This window comes from Odoribacter sp., from assembly GCF_985060555.1.
This window is the reverse complement of the sequence record NZ_CFKYFN010000031.1, coordinates 1-19,157: the sequence shown is the minus strand read 5'-3', so window position 1 is coordinate 19,157 and position 19,157 is coordinate 1. Positions and strand designations below refer to the sequence as shown.

The following is a 19,157-nucleotide window of genomic DNA, read 5'->3' as shown; positions in this document are numbered from 1 at the left end:
ACCATTTTTACTGTTGTTACCGTTTTATCCGTTGTTACCGTTTCAACTCAACCCTAATTATTCAATTCCGGATTATTCTGAATCGCTTCTTTCGGATAAGGAATAATATACTTGGGATCGTCCTGCCGGATCGTAACCGTAAGCGAATTCCAATCGGCATCCATATAGTTTTTTATAACCTCCGGGCGGGTTGTTCTACGAAGATCGAACCAGCGATGTCCTTCGAATACCAGTTCCCGGACCCTTTCCTCCATGATATCGGCCAACAATTGTTCCTGATTCATGGTTTCGATCTCTGCTTTCCGTTCGTTATAATAACTTTCAGCCAGACGCTTCTGAAGCAAGGTCAACAGATATTCTTTGGCTGCCGGCAGTTGTCCTTCGCGGTGAGCAGCAGCTTCGGCAGCAATCAGCCAAAGCTCTGCACTCCGGAAAGTGACCTTCTCATTCTTATTCCCTCCTTTATTACAATACCAGGTTCCGTATTTATCGACCAAATAATTTCCCAGCCGGGCATCTACATATTTATCTCCCTCTTTTATCTGGTTAAATTTTCCGCTGATATTATCCAATACGTACATATCTTCTTTCATTACGGTACTGGATACCGTTTCCAAAGCAAGTATCGCTTCTTTCGACGTATAAGTCCAAGGTTGGGCTTCGGTAGTCGTCAGATCCTCCAGCGGACAAGCCGCCAGCAGACTTTCGGCTGTCTCCTGAGCCTGTTTCCAATCCTGATGATAAAGATATACCCTGGCCTGGAAGGCTTTCAGCGCTTTCTTCGAAAACCGGTACAGATAAGCACCCGTCTGTTGCTCCACCTGCATATATTTCTCCGCTTCCTGTAAATCGGCGAACACCTGTTCATATACCTTTTCCACAGTAGTAGGTATAAACGACTGTCCGATATCGATCTTTAAAGAAAGCGGAACGGCTTTATCTGTTGCCGCAGTAGCCGGATCATACCATTTGGCATACAGATTGATTAAATCGAAGTGAACAAAAGCCCGGAGACAATAGGCTTCAGCCAGCAATTGCTCGCGGGAATCCGTCGTGACATCCGCCCTGGCCTCCATCACTCCTTCGATAACCGTATTGGCATAAAAAATCATATTATACATAGCAGTCCAGGGATAAGTCTCGGTTAAAGGATCCGGATTCTCATCGTTCAAAGTGGCCAAGTCAATGTAATTATCGTAAGACAACCCATACAAATCCGGAAATACTTCATCGGAACGTACCATCAGATAGCGGCGGTATTGGGGATAGGTACTATAAGCCGTAGTCAGAAGGGCCCGATATTCCGAAACTTCATCCGGAATCACCTTTCCGACAGGATCGACATCGACATAATTACATCCTCCCATTCCCAGTGAAAAGACAGCGATCAATAGGATATATATTCGTTTCATATTTTTATATTTAGAGTTAAAATGTCAAATCGATTCCACAAGAAAAGGTCTTCGCCAACGGCTGGGTATAAATATTCCCATAGGTTTCCGGATCGAAATAACCTTTATAGCTACTACCGAACACAAAAGGATTACGGGCTTCAAAGCTGATGCGTGCAGAGGAAAAACCGATATGTCCTAAAAGCCGCTCGGGAAAAGTATATCCTAAACGTATACTATTGATGCGCATATAACTCATCTTCTTGAACCAATAGTCGTATTTCCGGTAAGAATTACCGGGATCGAGCATACCGAGCCACTGATAAGCCCAATTCTCCTCCCCTTCGGTATAAGTACCCATGATACGGGGATATTTACCGGAGGTATTATCCGGAGACCAAATCTGTGACATCCGGCGGGAATAATTCTGTCCCGGTGAAGTCTGTACCGGATTATAGAAAGGTTGTTCCTGCACGGTCTGATCCAACACAAAAGAAGCCGATACGGTCAAATCGAAATTCTTGTAATAAAACCGATTGATCCAGCCACCGGTAAATTTCGGTTCGGTCGTACCTTCGTAGGTAAATAAATTACGATATTCTTCTGCACTCAGGTTACTTTTCAGGAAAGGAATCAGGCCTCCCATCATATAACCGTATTCCAGACCGAAAAAGTCATTGAAAGAAACCTTTTCCCCCTGTTTATTATAAAACATCTGCAATCCATTTTCATCCAGCCCTGCGGTCTTCAGCGAAAATACAGCACCGACAGAATAGCCTTCGCGTGAAGGTTCATAGGAATTATCCCTGACATTGAGCCGATTGATCTTACTCTTATTATGCGCCAGATTAAAATCCATCACCCACCGGAAATCCTTTGTTTTCACATTTACTGTAGACAGAGATAATTCGTATCCCCGGTTGGTCAATTTCGCCCAGTTCATGGTCGAATAATCGAAACCGTTCTCTCCCGGCAAGCTCCTCATACCGATCAAATCATCACTCACCCGTCTGTAAACATCGGCTGTAAACGCGATCCGGTTACCGAGCACCGCCACATCGAGTCCCCCGTTCCAGTTGGTGGTTTTTTCCCAACGCAAATATTGGTTAGGGGGAGACGATACGATAATATTGGACTCGGAATTGTCCGGTAAAACCTGGGTATTGTCCCATTCCCCGACAACCAATGGAGAGGTATCTTTATCGACATTTCCCTGGACCCCATAGGAAGCTCTCAGTTTCAGATCGGACAACCAGTCGGCATCGCTCAAAAATGCCTCCCGGTTGATATTCCAGGCACCGGAAACAGCCCATAAAGGCAAGTATTTGTACTTCCGGTCTACTCCGAACATATTGGAACCGTCATACCGTAAACTTCCGAAGAAAGTGTAACGGTTATTATAAGTATACGAACCGGTCATGTAGACAGAAAGGAAACGGTCCTCCGTGAACGATTTACTATACTGTTTAAATTCGGCATTATCTATCTGGGTACTTCCTTCAGGAAATACCAAAGGCTTCGTAGTCAACGAATTCGGATCATAACCGAATCCACGGGTCATCAGGTCTGTCACCTTGCTGCGACGTAATTCTATACCGGCCATATAATTGACAGCATGTACTTCTCCGAACACCTGATTGAACTCACCTTGCAATTTCCAGTGATATTGATTCATATCTTTGGTAGAATTCTGTATAATTCCTCCGTCGGGCAAAAAATAACTACCATCGTTCCCTCTTGTTTTTTCGCGATATTTACGAACATAATAAGTTTCTTTAGCCGCCACCTTTTCTGTCGCAGAATGATCCAGCTGCATAGAAAACTGAGTTTGTAGTTTTAGCCAGTCGGTCAGCCTGTAATCTAAAGTAAACAAAGGCTTTATAGAGCGATTTTTCAGCGTATAATCCGTATTATCCACCTCTTCCAGGTAATTGAATTTCACATAACGGCCACTATATCCTTCGATATCAGGGTCATAAATATAGTCTCCTTTTTCATCGGTCAGCTGCAAGTAAGGATTGGCATTACGTGAATAATTGGCGGGATTGATAAAAGCATCCCCATCCGTCAGGTAACCGTTTTTCTTACTGTCGTTCAAAAAAAGAGAAACGCCGGCCTTCAGGTTTTTAGCCAGATCGAAATCGGTTTTCAAAGTCAGGTTGTAGCGTTCGAAACCGGTTTTACGGGTCGTCCCCTGCTCATTGTAATATCCGCCAGAAAAATAATAAGTCGCCTTATCCGATCCTCCTGAAATGCTCAGGTTATACTGTTGGTTGACTGCATTCCGGTAGATCACATCCCCCCAATCGGTAGTTTGTCCGCGCAAAGCATCGATAGCCCTCTGTGCCTCGGAAGAAATACCGTTGAACCCATTTTCCCTCAAAGCATCCAATTGCCCGTATTTTGACAGCAGACGGGACACTTCACCATAGTCGCTCCGGTAATCCAGATCGGAACGGGAAGCCAATCCCAACTCGAAGTCCACTTTCTCAGACGAATTCATCAGATTCAGTTTGCCCAAATCAGGTTTCAATGTATAGAATACCCCACCGGAAAAATTCACCCGTAGTTTTCCCTGCCGGCCCTTTTTCGTCGTAATCACAATCACCCCGTTAGCGGCCTTAGCTCCATAAATAGCTGTAGCTGCCGCATCTTTCAATATAGTGATGCTCTCGATATCTGCGGGATTGACCCCGCCGATCGAAGTATTCTGCAGTTCATCGATATTATCCTTATCTCCAAAATCCTTGGGTATATCGTTTCCTTCCAGGATCATACCGTCGAGTACCCACAACGGATCGGTACTCCCCGACAGAGAAACCGTACTCCGGATCCGCATTTTAGCGGGAGCTCCGGGCGCACCGTTCGTCGGTGTCGACATCAAACCGGCCACCTGTCCTTCCAGCATCTGATCGATACTGGCCACTCCGATACTTTTAATATCGTCTGCCTGTACAGTAGTAATAGCCGAAGTAACTTTCCGCTTTTCTATCTGCTGATATCCCGTAACGACCACTTCATCCAACTGACTCACTTCTTCCTTCAGGCGGAAAGTAAATTCGGTCTTTCCCGATATATCCGCTTTTAAAGCCTCGTATCCGATAAAACTCACCACCACATAACGAATCGAAGCAGGCAAGGTCAATTCGAATTTTCCGCTTACATCCGTCACTGTCCCCGCAGGATTATATTCTTTAGCTTCAGGAGCATCCGGATCGATAAAAACCGTAGCACCGGGGAGAGGTTCACCGCTCGCAGCCTCGAGCACTCGCCCGGTAATCTTCCGCATATCCTGTGCCCACACCACCACAGGCAGGCACAATGTTATTAAGATCAATAGTTTACGCATTTATATTTATTATTTAGGTTTGTATGTTATCTTATATTCAAAGCCTCTTTAATCCGCACAACCAAATCTTCATAATGTTGCCGGGTTTCCGCATTTCCTGCATTCCGGTTTCTTTCTGCCAATTTTAATACCTGTAACATAACTCCTCTCTTCACCGATACAGCCTCGGAAACCCGTCCCATAGAAGAATATTGCATATTGCTAAGCCGGGTTTCAGGCTGTTCGGGGAGCGTGAAAGCAGCTTCCCGGGCTGCAAAACCACAACAATAACCGGTATGCAAAGCTTTTTTGGTCGTTTTTTCCACCGCTTTATTGGAACTGACAATGATAGCATCGATAAAATTCTTTTGGGTCATCCTTTCATACAAAGACAAATTACGTCCCTGTAAGGATCCCTTGAAAACCACCTGGTATAAATCGGCAAACATTTCTTCGGGTGTATACACATTTTTCTTTCCCTTCATCGCTTCGGCCTCGTACATCCGCATCAGCCGATCGTCTTTCAATAAATCATAAAAACAGGCATACTGTAATTCCCGGGCAGTATTATAAGGTGAATATTCTACTTCCTGGGGGGAAATACGAACGGGAAAACTCTTCTTCCAGACATCGGCAGCAAACAACCATTCAGGAACGGTAAATACTTCTTCGGATAAATATTTCACCGCTTCTTTCTGCCGTTCTTTCTCTACCGGTACATAGCGTTCCAGATCATCTCCCATCACCGGATTGTTGATATAGAAACCTCCGACATTCGCAGTTACATGTCCGGCATACATTTTCCATTGATTGATCACTGCCATCAATAATTTTCCCGCTTCCAGATAACCTCGTCCTTCTGCTTCGGTCCATGCTACAATATTCGGCACAATCCGTTTCAGATTTTGTATACCGTAGCGATTAGCCTTGATCACATCGTCACCGAGGTCCTCATCCTGAGAACGGGGATCGATCGGATCTTTAGGGTCCTGTTGTTCGCCGTACCAATACATCTTGTCTCCGGAATGTTTCGTAATCCATTGATTGAGTACAGGTAATTCTTCGTGCGGATCCTTTACATCCAGCCAACGATAAGCCCAATTTATCGCAAATTTATCATATACCCCGATCACCGGCGTAATTCGTTCTACCTCATCTTCGGGTTGGGCCACGTAATTAAAACGGGCATAATCCATGATCGAACTAGCCGTCCCGCCCATCCTTGCTGTGAAGGTCTTCGAGCGCAACGAATCTACCGGAAAAGACGAAGAAGCTCCCATATTATGTTTCAATCCGAACGTATGTCCCACTTCATGGGAAGATACAAAACGGATAGCACTCGCCATATAAGCATCATCGAAAGTATTCGCTCTGGCCCGGGGATCGATAGGCCCGGTCTGTACCCGCATCCAGGTATGTAACATCGTCATCACATTATGCCACCAAACGACATCGGCTTCGATAATCTCTCCCGAACGGGGGTCGACCACAGAAGGTCCCATGGCATTCGCTTGCTGCGAGGCCGCATAAGTAATCACCGAATAACGCGCATCGTCGATATCGAAATCAGGATCATCGGTCGGAGCATCCTTCGCTACAACCGCATTTTTAAAACCGGCAGCTTCAAAAGCTTCCTGCCAATCAAAAACACCGGCTTTAATCTCCTCCCTCCATTGAGCGGGAGTTGCCGGGTCGATATAAAATACAATCGGTTTGGCCGGTTCTACCAACTCGCCCCGTTTGTATTTCTCTATATCCTCCGGTTTCGGTTCCAGCCGCCAGCGATGTACAAAATCACGGGTTTCCACCGCCTGTTGTTTGTCATTGAAATAAATGTGAGGAGTCGTAAAAAATCCGACTCTCCGGTCTGCAAAACGCGGAGTCATCGGCACCTTCGGCAACAATACGATATTCGTTGTCGTTTCGACTGTCAAGGGTACCGACTCGGTACCTTCCGTAATCTGGGTTGTCAGAAAAGCTTTTACTACAATATTCTGAGGAAAAGCTTTCATACCTCCGATCCGGGACAATTCTTTTTTCACAGAAGCTCCCAAAGAAATACTATTGTATAAATCGTTAAAGCTCTTCTCACTTCCGTCGAAAACTTTATTCACCTTGATCAAGACGGCAGAAGAATCGGGCTTGAAGGCTTCTATCGGAAACTGTTCGATCACAGCTTCACGATAGTTGTCCTTCACCGAAAGGGCTATAGCATCCCCCTCGGGCACACTGACACGGGGATTCCACGTTGTCACCCACACTTTATTAAGCACTGTATCTTTATGAAAACGGATCAGCTTATCTTCGTAAGCCATCCCTTTATTTAAACCGGCATCGTTCAATTGATAAGGTACACCGGAAACTTTATTGACAATCAGGAGATCACGGTTCATCAACGAATCGTCGATCTCGAAATACCAATCCTTCTCTACCTGATGAATACGAAACATACCTTCCCGCGTCTTTGCCTTCTTCACCAACTCATCGTATTTACTTTCAGAAGTTACGACCGAATCATTTTTTACGGATTTTCTTTTATGCCATCCCCAGGCATAAGCATCGGAGACTGTTCCGGTAAAACAGAGTGCGAATAACGCAACAATTAAATTTGTTCTGGTTTTCATCATATAGTTTATTCAGTATTCATCGATATTTATGCAGTTTACAATATTATCGGGATTTTTTATAAAATGAAAAAAAAACCAGAATGAATCCCCCGAATAAAAGTATGAAACACGATAAAAAAGGAGTGAATTATTCAACCAAAGGTAAGCGGCAGATAAATTTCCCTTCCTTTATCTCATATTCCGGCTGAACGTCAGCATAATAACGATAAATTTCCTGAATACTCTCCATACCGACTCCGAAAGATGCCTCCGGCATATCGGTCCGGGGATGATAGGAATTTTCTACAATCACCGCTCCAACTTCCGCATAAATATCGATATCCAAAGGATATCTATGAGTAATTTCATTGTACTTAAGTGCATTTTCGAAAATCAATTGCAGACTCATCGCCGGAATCCTCCCGTTTACCGTTGTCAAATTATCGGCCAGGTGCAGATTCAATTGTTCCCCGAAACGTATTTTTTGGAGAAAATAATAGTGGCGGATAAATTCAACCTCTTCTTCTAATTTACTCAGGTTTTCTTTCCGTTTTTCCAGCACATAACGATACACTTTCGACATTTCCAATATAAATTTCCGGGCTACTCCGGGGTCGGTAGTGATCAAGGCACTCAAAGAATTCAAAGCATTGAATAAAAAATGAGGATTGAGTTGATTTTTCAATTGTTGCAAATTCAGCCGGATGGCTTCCTGTTCGGCCTTTTGCCGTAAATCGTATTCTTTCCGCCACCGCCGTTGGGAATAAGCAAGCAAAACAATAAAAATCACGACTGTAAACACGACTATCCACAAAGCATACCGATGGAAATCGGCCATAGCTTCCTGATTATCCAATTGCACCACGTTAATGACGACCGTACATTTCTCTGTCCCCACCGTGAGCGGATAATAAATCTTATCGACAGGCAAGAGTAAAAACTGCGAAAAACCGGTAACATGGATCCGCTTATTCTCCCCGACGACCTGTTTTACCCTTCTTCTTTCAAGCGAATCGAGGAGCCGCATCCCCAGCCATTTTTCTTCGGGATGGGCGACAATTACCCCGGAGTCGTTCAGGATATAAGCATAGTTCTTCCCCGCAGGTAATAAGTTTGAAAAATAAGCATGTAAATGATCCAAAGCGATATCGATCCCCAATGCCACCTCCCCCTGCCGCCCGTATAACGTCCAGTAATAAGTGGAATCTTCGGCATACAACCCTCCATTTCTTTCCTTTGAAGGTCCGGCTTCACTCTCCCGTATACCGGAATCGGTACAAATCGTTCTTTTCCCTTCCGTTTCGAACCAAATTCGGCTCACCTTATTATCCTGTCGGATCAATAAGGCAATCAACTCTTCGAATTGTTCCTTCTGATAGCCCCGTGTCGCCAAATAATCCTGCATACTTTCAACCAGCTCTGCCGTCTTTTGGAAATCCTGCCGGATCAGTTCCGTCCGGTACTCCCCCATCTCTTCCACCACTGAATAATGCATCCGATTCACCGTCTTGTCCATCTGTACACTGACTAAGCCGATAGCTCCGGCAAATAAGATCAACAACAATATTCCGGCAACAATTCCGTTTTGCTTATAAAACATGTCTCCGCTTTTTTATTTATTCTCTAAACAAAAATAGGTATTTTCTACGGGAGATATCCTATAAAAGAAAAGGGTTATCGAAATTTTCCGGCTTTAACAGAAAAACCTAGAATTATTCTGTCGTTACTTATTCGTCTTCGGTGTTCGTGTTCGGGGACCATTGGAGCGGGAACGAGGGTCCGGTTAGGTTTTCCGAACGGCCGAGCGGTGGTGTTTGACGAACGAAGTGAGGAGTTCCGCCGGTCAGTGAAGGAAAGCCTTAACGGACCGGTCCAGGCGAACCGGTCCGATGGCACAAAACCTGGAATCGGAATAGAAAGAAAAAATAAACCTACTATAAATATGAAAAAACGGAGCATTGGAAAAAGGGGGAATTATAAACTCCTATCTGTTCACTTTATAAAATTAGCCGGCACGTCGGTCAATTCTTCATGCCGCATTTCCTTTGCCAGTATTTTCCCGTCCGGCCCCACTAAAATAATGTGAGGGATTCCCTTGATGCAATAAGTCGTAAAAATATCCGTTTTTGGAGGCAATAACAAATGATCCCAGTTACTATGATCTTCTTTGATAGCTGCCAGCCACAACTCTTTCTTCCGGTCATCCGATACGCCTAAAATGGTAAAATTTTTTCCCTTAAAAGCTTCCAATGCTTTTCTCAGCCACGGTGTTTCTTCGCGACACCAATGACAATAAGAATCCCAAAAATCCACAATAACATATTTACCTCTGAAATCACTTAATTTGATCGGATTACCCAGCGTATCCCGGCCGGTAATCTCCGGGGCGACAGCACCGATAGCACATCCCGCATAACGGTCGAGCTGAGCGTTCATCAAAGCGATATAAGGAGTCTGCTGAGCTTCCGGTCCAAAATTTTTCTGGTATTCCCTTTCCGCACCGATATTTTCTTTAGTAGAGAAATCTTTCCGTCCGAATAATTTACTGTAGTACAAATAAATTCCGAACGGATTCTCCATATTTCCGTCAACCGTTTGTCTTACCAACTGATCTTCGGCCATCTGTGCCTGCTCATAATAAGGCATAGACTCCTCTTTGATCCGGGCCATTTCCTCCCGGTCCTCCCGGTCGCGGGCAGTAAAAAACAAGGCATCCAACGAATCCAGCAACCGATCGTTTCTGACAACGGCACAGGCTTTCAGAAAATCCCGATACTTATTATTTAAGACAGACCCGGAAACTTCCCATACCACTCCTCCCTTCTTAACAGTTGCAGGTTTTACCTTCAGATTACCGGCCTCGGCAAATACCATTCCTCCTTGTCCGGGCCTGAATCCCAGAAAGAGCATTTGTTTTTTCGCACAATCTACCGTAAAAGTAAATTTACCCTCTTCAATTTCAGCCGAATCGATCGGATCGAACAACCCATAATAGGTATTCGTTATTTCCCCGAGATAGATCTTATTTTCCTTTATATCTCCGATTTCTCCTTCAATCCGCATGCGATTGGAATGGCATGCCCCTAACAGGCATGCTATTCCAATGATTAAGTTTATTATTTTCATCACTTTCATATATTAATCTTGTTTTTCCACCGTCGCTACCACCTCATCACAAAATCCTGCTTTGGTATAAAGTTTTTGTGCTGCAAGTCCACCGATATTATTCAATTTATAAACAGCAATTCCCCCATTCGGAGCCGGAATATTCCCGTCTTTAATGGCTATAGTCAACTGTATCATGGTAGCATTCGGATTCTCTGTCGTCGGAGCAGCTACTTCTGTACAATCTACCCCATCGATCGCATAATGCTCTTTCGTACCGTCGATAATCACTCCCTCAGAAGCCGTTTTCACATTAAAAGCATAAACTTTATCATCGCTGACATAGAAAAAGATATCCGAAATTCCTTTCGAATCCATATGCCAAGGCATGTAATTGTCTACCTCGGCCTTGTTTCCGGGTATCATCGCCGTAGCGTTGTATAATCCGGGATAGGCTGCTCCGGTTAATACCTGCTTTGACAGAGAGATAAAATCATACGTCCAGTCGTCATTAAAAATAAATTTATAGGTAATCAAAAAATATTCATTCTTATTTTTATCTCTCATCAACGCCCATACTTCATTCAGAGTCGAATTCATACTTCCTGAAAGTACTAATTCTACCCCTTCTCCCATTGCTTTGGGATCAAATTTCGAAAAATCGGAATTCGCCCCACCGATAAAACTAAAATACCCACCGCTTTGGTTGATCATAAAACGTCCGTGCAGGTTATCATAAAATAAGGGAGCGGCATAAAACGGATAGCCTGTCGGCTGTGCAACATAAAGTGCTGCCGAATAATCCTGAGGAGCCGACAAAAATACAATTTCCGGATTCCATACGGCTGTTTCCTCAAAACCATAGGCCCGCCCGTGTACTTTCCCATTCACCACCAGATAATCACTCCCCTGGTCCGTACAATAACCGTCGATCCCGATGTCTCCGGTCAGGTCTTCACCCGAAAAGAATTTCTCTTTCATATAAGCCTTCCGCACAAACAAATCGGGATCGAGATATACGCCTCCCGTATTATTTTTTGCAGTAACGACGACTGCCTTATAAGGTCTCGGGTTACGGGCATAAGGTTTGATCAGGATGATTTTTCGGGACTGCTCACTGAGTTTCTCTCCCTCATTGATTTGAGTATAGATCTTTTCGTATAGGGTGGTACCATCTTTCTTTAACATCGTCAGGTCGTACTCTCCACCGGTTTTACATAACATCAGGGTGCCTCCTGAATATTTACCGATAGTGGTAAAACTGGATTCTTCGATCACATAAAGACCGGTTTTATTGTCGGTCACTTTAAATTTTAAAGTAGTTTTCACCCCCGGTAAAACATCCGAGATCACCACATCCAGATTTTTTTCAAAAGACAAGGTATCGGCGACCGACTGTTCTTCATTGTATTTATACCACACATAGGAAAGATCCGATTTTTCGCCGAACTTTGTCGTCACTACCGGAGCGATGGTCAATTTCCCTCCCACTTCGATCTCCTGATAATCTTTGATCCCCTCAATTTTAATCTCATCGATATCGATATCTCCGTATCTGGATTCATCATCCACACAAGAGAACAGGATCAACAAAAATAATATTCCTATATATTTCAATTTTTTCATAGCTATCTTCTTTTTTAATTAACAACCCATAGACTAAGGTACATTCCATCCTTGCATCACTTTACCGGTTTCATCCCTGATTTCACTCCCGGTAATGATCTTATACAGTTTTCTGGCATAGGGAGTGTAATAATCTTCCTCGTAATAAATGCCATAATTACCGTTTCCACTACCATAGGTATCTTCCCAAAAATCATGTCCGGTCATTTCGATGATCATCATATGCTTTTTTTGGGAATATTCGCCGAATAATTTCTTAAACGCAGTCATATCTCCATAATAGCCTTCTCCCTCAGGCTTTTTCAACATATCGGCAATGAGCAGACGAATCTCGGACTTATCGGCATAGGCCACACCCAGCTCACCGGTAGCAACCAGCCTCAACGTAAGAGTCACCGGTTTCTGTTTAATAGCCGCATCCCCCTTAATCAACCGCACAGGCATTTTATAAATAAATTCTCCGGCCGGGAACTCATAGAATTCAGGAAGTTTTTCATAATGTATACCTTCTTTGGCATCCGTTCTCTCCCCGACCACCTCGACTTTAAATTTCTGCGGCTTGGTCAATACATTTCCCAACATCTTCACATCTACGGTCGTCTCCAGAATCTGATCGGCCATCAGCAAGGAAACATACAGACTATCCCGGGTATCTGTCACAATGGAATAATAGATATCGTGCATATGCTCATCGTATACCATCCGTTCATTCTCACTACATGCTAACAGGATCACTGAAGCAAGAAGAAAAAATATCTTTTTCATAACGCTTAATTTTTAATATTCCCAAAATCGATTTCTACTGTCGGAATAGGCAAATTATACACCGCATTCACATCTTGATGAGCGATATTATTTTCAGCCCCGATAGTTTCCATTGCTTTCCGTTTATAATAGAAGAACATTTGTCCCTCACCTATAAATTCCCGGCGATATTCCTGAAAGATATAACCGGCTAAATCATCGGTCGGCGCAATACTGCTTAATCCCCGGTGATTTCTCAATTTATTGAGATAATCATAGGCAGCCTTCCCTTGAGCACATTCGGCAGCTATCAGATACAATTCGGAAATTTTAAACATCGGAATATAATTTACTCCGGTATATTTCTTCAATACGAACGAACTACCGTCGGAATACGGGGTGATCCAATAATTTCTGAACTCATTATCCAGTCCGGAACCATTGAAAATATTCGTTTTTCCTTTTGAAGACATCGTCAATATATTAGAAGTAGAAGAAAAACTCTCGGTAAAATAAATATCGCTATTGTCTTTCAATTTCTGCACATCCAATGTGAAAATCAACTCTTTATTGAACATCGGATCGGAAGTAGTAGCAGCACTATTGGCCAATTCATAAGAAGCAGGACTTTCTCCGCCGGCTTCACCGATAATTTCCTTTGCTTCTTTCAAAGCCGCCTCTTTATCGTTTCCCCAAAGATATACCCGGGCTAAAAGTGCTGTCACCGCATAATAATTCATTCTTTGTTTCCGGTTATACAACGGATCGGAAGTATCGGAAAATTTAAATTCTTCTTTCCCTTTCATCAACTGTTTTGCAGCCAACAAATCCGTTTCTATTTTTTTCAAAACCTCTTTCACCGTCAACTGGGACTGGGCGATATTCGTAAAAACATCTATATAAGGAATAGCCAATGCGTCCAATCCTTTATTATTATTCATCGCAGCCGAAGGAGCGAATAAACGGAGTATATCGAAATGCAGAAAAGCCCGCAAAGCCAGAAATTCTCCTTTATACACATCATGTACCTCGGGTGAAGTAAAAACCCCTTTATTTTCGTCGATGAACAACATGGCCTGATTGATATTGGCTACAGCAGAAAAATGATTACTCCAAATAGAGCTAATGCGACTTTCCTCTGTTTTCTCGGTATACTTATATTCTGCTGCATTTTTGAAATTATGCTCATAACCGGAAGAAGTTGTTTTCAACGGACTGTTGTAATATTGAGCCAATACATCCAGGTAGCCGTACGTCAGATCTCTGCCGTAACTATTCGTACCGCACATCAATGCATAAACACCTACCAAAGCATCTCTGAATCCGGCTTCAGTACCGAACAGATCCTCTGCTTTCATATCCGCTTTCGGAGAAACGTCCAGCCAGTCGTTACAGCCGGTCAATGCCACAAAGAGCGAAAGAATGATCGTTTTATTTATTAATTTTTTCATAGTATTGTCCGATTAAAAAGTGATTTGAGCAGCCAGTGAAAAAGTCCTTGCAAAAGGATAGGAAGTACCTCTTTCCATCCGCACCGTGGAAGAAGTGAAAACATCGTTTCCGATAGCGGAGATTTTCAAGCGCTGAATCCCCCACTCTTTCAATTTCGCACTCCGGAAATCATAACTCACAGATAAAGCCTGAAGCTGAATATAATTTTCTTTTTCCACAAAGCGGGAAGTCGGATTAGTGACCGAAACATCGCTTACCTTTTTGAATTTTGCCACGTCTCCCGGTTCATTCCAACGGTCGTACAGAATTCGCCGGTCTCCGTTCTCGTTGGGATTTACATTCTCCACTTTGTCGACTAAGGTCTGATTGTAAATATAACCACCGTATTTATAATATAAATGCGCATTCAACTCCCAGCCTTTATACATAAACATCGTTCCGACCGTTCCATAAATTTTAGGATCGGAAGATCCCCAGGGTTTGTAATTTTTACTATCCCATTTATTCACTTTATTCCCGTTCATATCCAGGAATATTTCATCACCGGTAGCCGGATCGATTCCCAAAGATTCATTCACCCAGATGGTATTCTGCGACAACCCTTCTTTGTAACGGATCATCGGTTTGTTTTCCACTTTGGAATCCTGGTCGGCATTAAAGGCTGTCAAAGCTTTGTTGATTTTCTTCACTTTATTTTTATTGTGTGCCAGATTGAAGAAAATATCCCAGTTCAATTCCCGTTTGACATCCCGGAGTACCGTACCTTTTAAGGATAGTTCGACCCCACTGTTTTCTACTTCTCCCAAATTTTCTTTATAAGAAGAAAAACCCAAAGACGGAGCAATAGATACGTCGATCAGCACATCTTTCGATAAATCCCGGTATACATTGAAAGATCCGGTCAGACGACTATGGAAGATTTCGAAATCCAACCCTACGTTTTGTTTTTCTACCTTCTGCCATTTCAGGTTTTTATTTCCGAAAGCCTTCATAATGGCTCCCAGATAGCCGCTGTAAGAAATGGTATTGATCCGGCTATCGTTATAGGAATACATGGCCATGGCCTGGTAAGGACTAAAGTTTTGCCCACCGGTTGTCCCGATAGATCCCCTGATCTTCAACAGGTTGATCACGCCCCAGTCTTTCATGAATTTTTCGTTATGGATATTATATCCGACACCGACCGACCAGAAAGTACCCCAGCGGTTGTTCGAACCGTAAATAGACGAACCGTCGCTTCGAACAGAAGCATCCAACAAGAAACGATTGTCATACGTATATCCCAGGTTACCCACAAAACCGACCAGGCGGGTCACATCGAAACTACCTCCGGGTTTCGCCCCTTCCTGATACCCCGAACCGATCGACACATGATCCATGTTCGCATTGGGAAAACCGACAACGTAGATACTGGTATTGTCATACTGTTTTTCCTGAAGGTTATACACAAACCCCAGGTTGATAAAATGTTTTTTCAGGCTCTTAAAATATGATAAGATGACGTTAATATCATAACTGAAATCATTGGAAGTCGACTGGGCATAACTCCCTTTTTTCTCTTTGTCCAAAAATTCGGTATTTTCATAGGATTTATAAACATCGGTCTTTCCATTATCCACGCTTAACGAAAGATTGGCCTTCAATTTCAATCCCTGAATAATATCGTATTCTATCGAGAAATTATTCAGAAAATTATTAGAAGTCTGCTGATTTTTAGAAGGCAATACCGCATTGTACAATTCATTATACATGGTCTTCGAGGTAATTCCCCGGTCATAATATTCATAAGAATAGAGGACCTTTTTCACATTCCCGTTTTCATCATAAGGATTATAATAGGGATTATAATAGAGGTAAGAACTAAAACTTCCGTAAGGGGAATTGACCGACTTCAAATGATCGAAGGAAGCATAATTGGAGAATTTCAGGTTTTTCAGGTTATATTGAAGCCGGATCCCTCCACCGTAATTATCCCGTTTCGAGCCTTTCATCACTCCGACTTTATTCGAATAGAAAAGATCGAAAGCATAACGGAACGATTCGTTTCCACCTTCTGCCATTACGGTATGTTTATGGCCGACCCCCAATTCCCGTACCGGAATGGACAACCAATCCACATCATTTCCTTCCTTCACCAATTTCAGAATCCGGTTATATGCATCCAACTTATCATCCGTCCATCCGGGTTTGGAAGATTTTTCATACAATCCGGAACGCACTTCGTATTCCAGTTTTTCTTCTGCATTCATCAGATTATAATCCGAAAGATCGGCTATTTCGAAGTTGGCACTACCGTTATAAGACAACTGCAATTTTCCGGCTTTGGGAAGTACTGTCTCGATCACCACAACACCATTGGCAGCACGTGAGCCGTAAATCGCTGTAGCCGATGCATCTTTCAGAATAGTGATATAACGTACCCGGTTGGGGTCGAGGTCGAACACCTTCTGAGCGGTTACTTCGAAACCATCCATAATAAAAGTCGGCATATTCGGATTGTTTTCATACTCGGCCTTCAAACTACTGGACCCCCGGATTTCAAAATCAGGAATCGTATTCGGGTCACTACCCATTTCATTATTCACCACTTTAGTAAAAGAAGGATCGAGCACAGACAAGGTATTCAGGATATTTCCCGTAGAAATAGTCTTCAGTTCATCTCCGGAGAAGGTCTTGGATACACCGGTAAAGCTCTCCTTCTTCCGGGTAAAATAACCATTGACCACCACCTCTTCCATTTCCGCCACTTCCTCGGTCAATATCACATTCAACGTTTCTTGCCCGGCATATCTGACCTCCTGTGGCTTCATGCCGACAAATGTAAACATCAATACCGTTTCTTTCCCATCCTCCGGAATGGTGATCGAATATTTTCCATCGATGTCGGTCGATACGCCTAAGGTCGTCCCTTTAATTACGACGGTCACTCCCGGTAAGACCGCCCCGCTTTTATCTTTCACCACCCCTTTCAGTACTTTCGGCCCGGCCGGTACTTCTCCTTTTGCACGAATCAGAATGATATCATTGTACAGCTCATACTCCAAATTCACTTTTTTCAATACCATATCCAACACTTCGCTCAATTCTTTGTCTTTAACCTGAACGGAAACCTGACCAGCTTCCCGCACCACACCGGAATTATACATCATTTTCATACCGGTTTGTTGTTTCACGGCATCGACAAATTTCTCCACAGAAACCTCTTTCAAGTCTAAAGTCACCAGCTTGCTTTGAGAAAAAACATGAGCCGATAAATTCAGGCTAAAAACAAAAATGAAAACAATACAACATTTGATAAACATCAAATTTTTCCTAAACCTCTTTAAAAGGCCCGGAAATCGGATCAGACGATTTTTTTTCATACCATTGTAATTTAGTTAAGTAATTAAGAAGACTTTCGAGATAACAGGATTTTATTATTATCTATTTCATAATGAATATCCTGGAGTCTTTCCAACACTTGCAGGAAAGTATTGATCGAATCATACCGTTCGAGACTACCGGTATATTTCAGCTGTTTCATTTCCTCATTCCGGAAAACCACTTCAGATCCGTACCAACGGGACAGTGTTTCCATAATTTCCTCCAGGGGCTTATCCCTGAAAACAAAAACCCCGTCTTTCCAGCCTACATATTCTTCAACTTCGACTTTACGACTGATTAATTCACCGGACCTTTCCAGGATAGCCTGTTCACCTGGCGATAAGATTACGCTTTTCTTTGTATGGGAAGTATAACGTACACAGCCTCTCACTAAGGTGGTATATTCTGCTTTATCCATGTATGAACTTATTCCGAAAGCCGTCCCCAATACGGTCACCTCTCCCTGAGAAGTAATTACCTGAAAAGGACGTCCGTCTTCGGCCACGTCGAAATAGGCTTCTCCTTCCAAATACACTTTACGTTCCCCAGCAGTGAACTGCACCGGATACTTTATTTTCGATTCTGCATTTATCCATACTTTCGTATGATCTTCCAACGTGATGTAACACTCTCCGGCTGTGGGCACAATCAATTCATTATAAGCCAATTCCTGTATTTGAGGCGTAGATCGGTAAGTAATCTTTCCCTCTGCATAACTAATCTGAGTCCCATTTTTTTCCAGTACCTGCATGGAATCCCGCTCGAGATTCACCGTCTCGCCATTTGTCAGTCGTAATATAGCTTTGTAACTCCCGGGGCGAATCGTCTCCTGCTGTGCCGGTGGAACAACTTCTACCTCCGGTAATCCAAGATTCAGTAACCAACTCATTCCTAAAAGTAAAACCACCACTGCTGCAGTAAGAATCCGGATAATCCTCTTTTTATGACGAAGCGATTTTTGTTGCCTGCTGAATTTGCCGAAAGCTTTCCGGGCATCGTATTGTTTATATTCCTCCAGCTTTTCAGCCAAAATATCTCCCTGACTCAACTGCCGAAACACATTTTCCAAATTCCGATCGTTCAACATTTCCCGAAATTCCTGCTTTTCCCTTTTCTCCAATGTCCCGGAATAATATTTTCTCAAAAGAGTAACCTGTCGGTCAAATTTATCTTTTTGCATCTTAAAAAACGTTCGATTCTTTTTGCGGGAATCCGCAAAAAGAATAATTGCCAGCTGACCAATGACAATTGACAATTGTCTGGAAGCTTTGCTTCCATTAGAAAATAATAAGAAAAGAAAAATGAGAAATAGGATGAAGAAAAAAATCATTGATTATCAAACAAATAAAGAAGAAACCACAGATTGGAAAATATGTGGTCAATTGTCACGCGACAATTGTCAATTAACTAAGTGCCCGCAGGATCCAATAGCTTTTTAAACTTTATGAACTTTCAACTAATTTAATCGAACGTTTTTTAAGATGCAAAAAGATAAATTTGACCGACAGGTTACTCTTTTGAGAAAATATTATTCCGGGACAT

The 19,157-nt window shown here is 42.9% G+C and carries 10 protein-coding genes; all 10 read right to left on the bottom strand.

The window, feature by feature from the left end:
- Positions 1 to 53 precede the first annotated feature (53 nt).
- The 10 genes from AC5RDS_RS03685 to AC5RDS_RS03640 all read right to left on the bottom strand — a co-directional run bounded on the left by AC5RDS_RS03685 (position 54) and on the right by AC5RDS_RS03640 (position 18,795).
- Complete coding sequence (locus AC5RDS_RS03685) at positions 54 to 1,412, bottom strand: RagB/SusD family nutrient uptake outer membrane protein (protein WP_195328719.1); 1,359 nt, start codon at positions 1,410 to 1,412, stop codon at positions 54 to 56.
- 16 nt (positions 1,413 to 1,428) lie between these two features.
- Positions 1,429 to 4,740 (bottom strand): SusC/RagA family TonB-linked outer membrane protein, encoded by a 3,312-nt coding sequence (locus tag AC5RDS_RS03680; protein WP_494222212.1) that lies wholly within the window; start codon positions 4,738 to 4,740, stop codon positions 1,429 to 1,431.
- 26 nt (positions 4,741 to 4,766) lie between these two features.
- Complete coding sequence (locus AC5RDS_RS03675; protein ID WP_337584390.1) at positions 4,767 to 7,346, bottom strand: zinc-dependent metalloprotease; 2,580 nt, start codon at positions 7,344 to 7,346, stop codon at positions 4,767 to 4,769.
- 127 nt (positions 7,347 to 7,473) lie between these two features.
- The gene (locus tag AC5RDS_RS03670) at positions 7,474 to 8,925 is read right to left on the bottom strand and encodes a histidine kinase (protein WP_013610811.1); all 1,452 of its coding nucleotides are present in this window, start codon (positions 8,923 to 8,925) and stop codon (positions 7,474 to 7,476) included.
- Positions 8,926 to 9,317: 392 nt separating this feature from the next.
- The gene (locus AC5RDS_RS03665) at positions 9,318 to 10,451 is read right to left on the bottom strand and encodes a TlpA disulfide reductase family protein (RefSeq protein ID WP_046403959.1); all 1,134 of its coding nucleotides are present in this window, start codon (positions 10,449 to 10,451) and stop codon (positions 9,318 to 9,320) included.
- Between the two features lie 12 nt (positions 10,452 to 10,463).
- Complete coding sequence (locus tag AC5RDS_RS03660) at positions 10,464 to 12,056, bottom strand: PKD-like family lipoprotein (protein ID WP_118104450.1); 1,593 nt, start codon at positions 12,054 to 12,056, stop codon at positions 10,464 to 10,466.
- 33 nt (positions 12,057 to 12,089) lie between these two features.
- Positions 12,090 to 12,821, bottom strand: a complete 732-nt coding sequence (locus tag AC5RDS_RS03655; RefSeq protein WP_118104452.1) for a DUF4843 domain-containing protein — start codon at positions 12,819 to 12,821, stop codon at positions 12,090 to 12,092.
- Positions 12,822 to 12,826: 5 nt separating this feature from the next.
- A complete protein-coding gene (locus AC5RDS_RS03650) occupies positions 12,827 to 14,251 on the bottom strand; it encodes a RagB/SusD family nutrient uptake outer membrane protein (protein ID WP_013610807.1) in 1,425 nt (474 codons plus the stop codon).
- 12 nt (positions 14,252 to 14,263) lie between these two features.
- The gene (locus tag AC5RDS_RS03645) at positions 14,264 to 17,446 is read right to left on the bottom strand and encodes a SusC/RagA family TonB-linked outer membrane protein (protein ID WP_254888270.1); all 3,183 of its coding nucleotides are present in this window, start codon (positions 17,444 to 17,446) and stop codon (positions 14,264 to 14,266) included.
- 191 nt (positions 17,447 to 17,637) lie between these two features.
- Complete coding sequence (locus AC5RDS_RS03640) at positions 17,638 to 18,795, bottom strand: FecR family protein (protein ID WP_118104460.1); 1,158 nt, start codon at positions 18,793 to 18,795, stop codon at positions 17,638 to 17,640.
- Positions 18,796 to 19,157 lie beyond the last annotated feature (362 nt).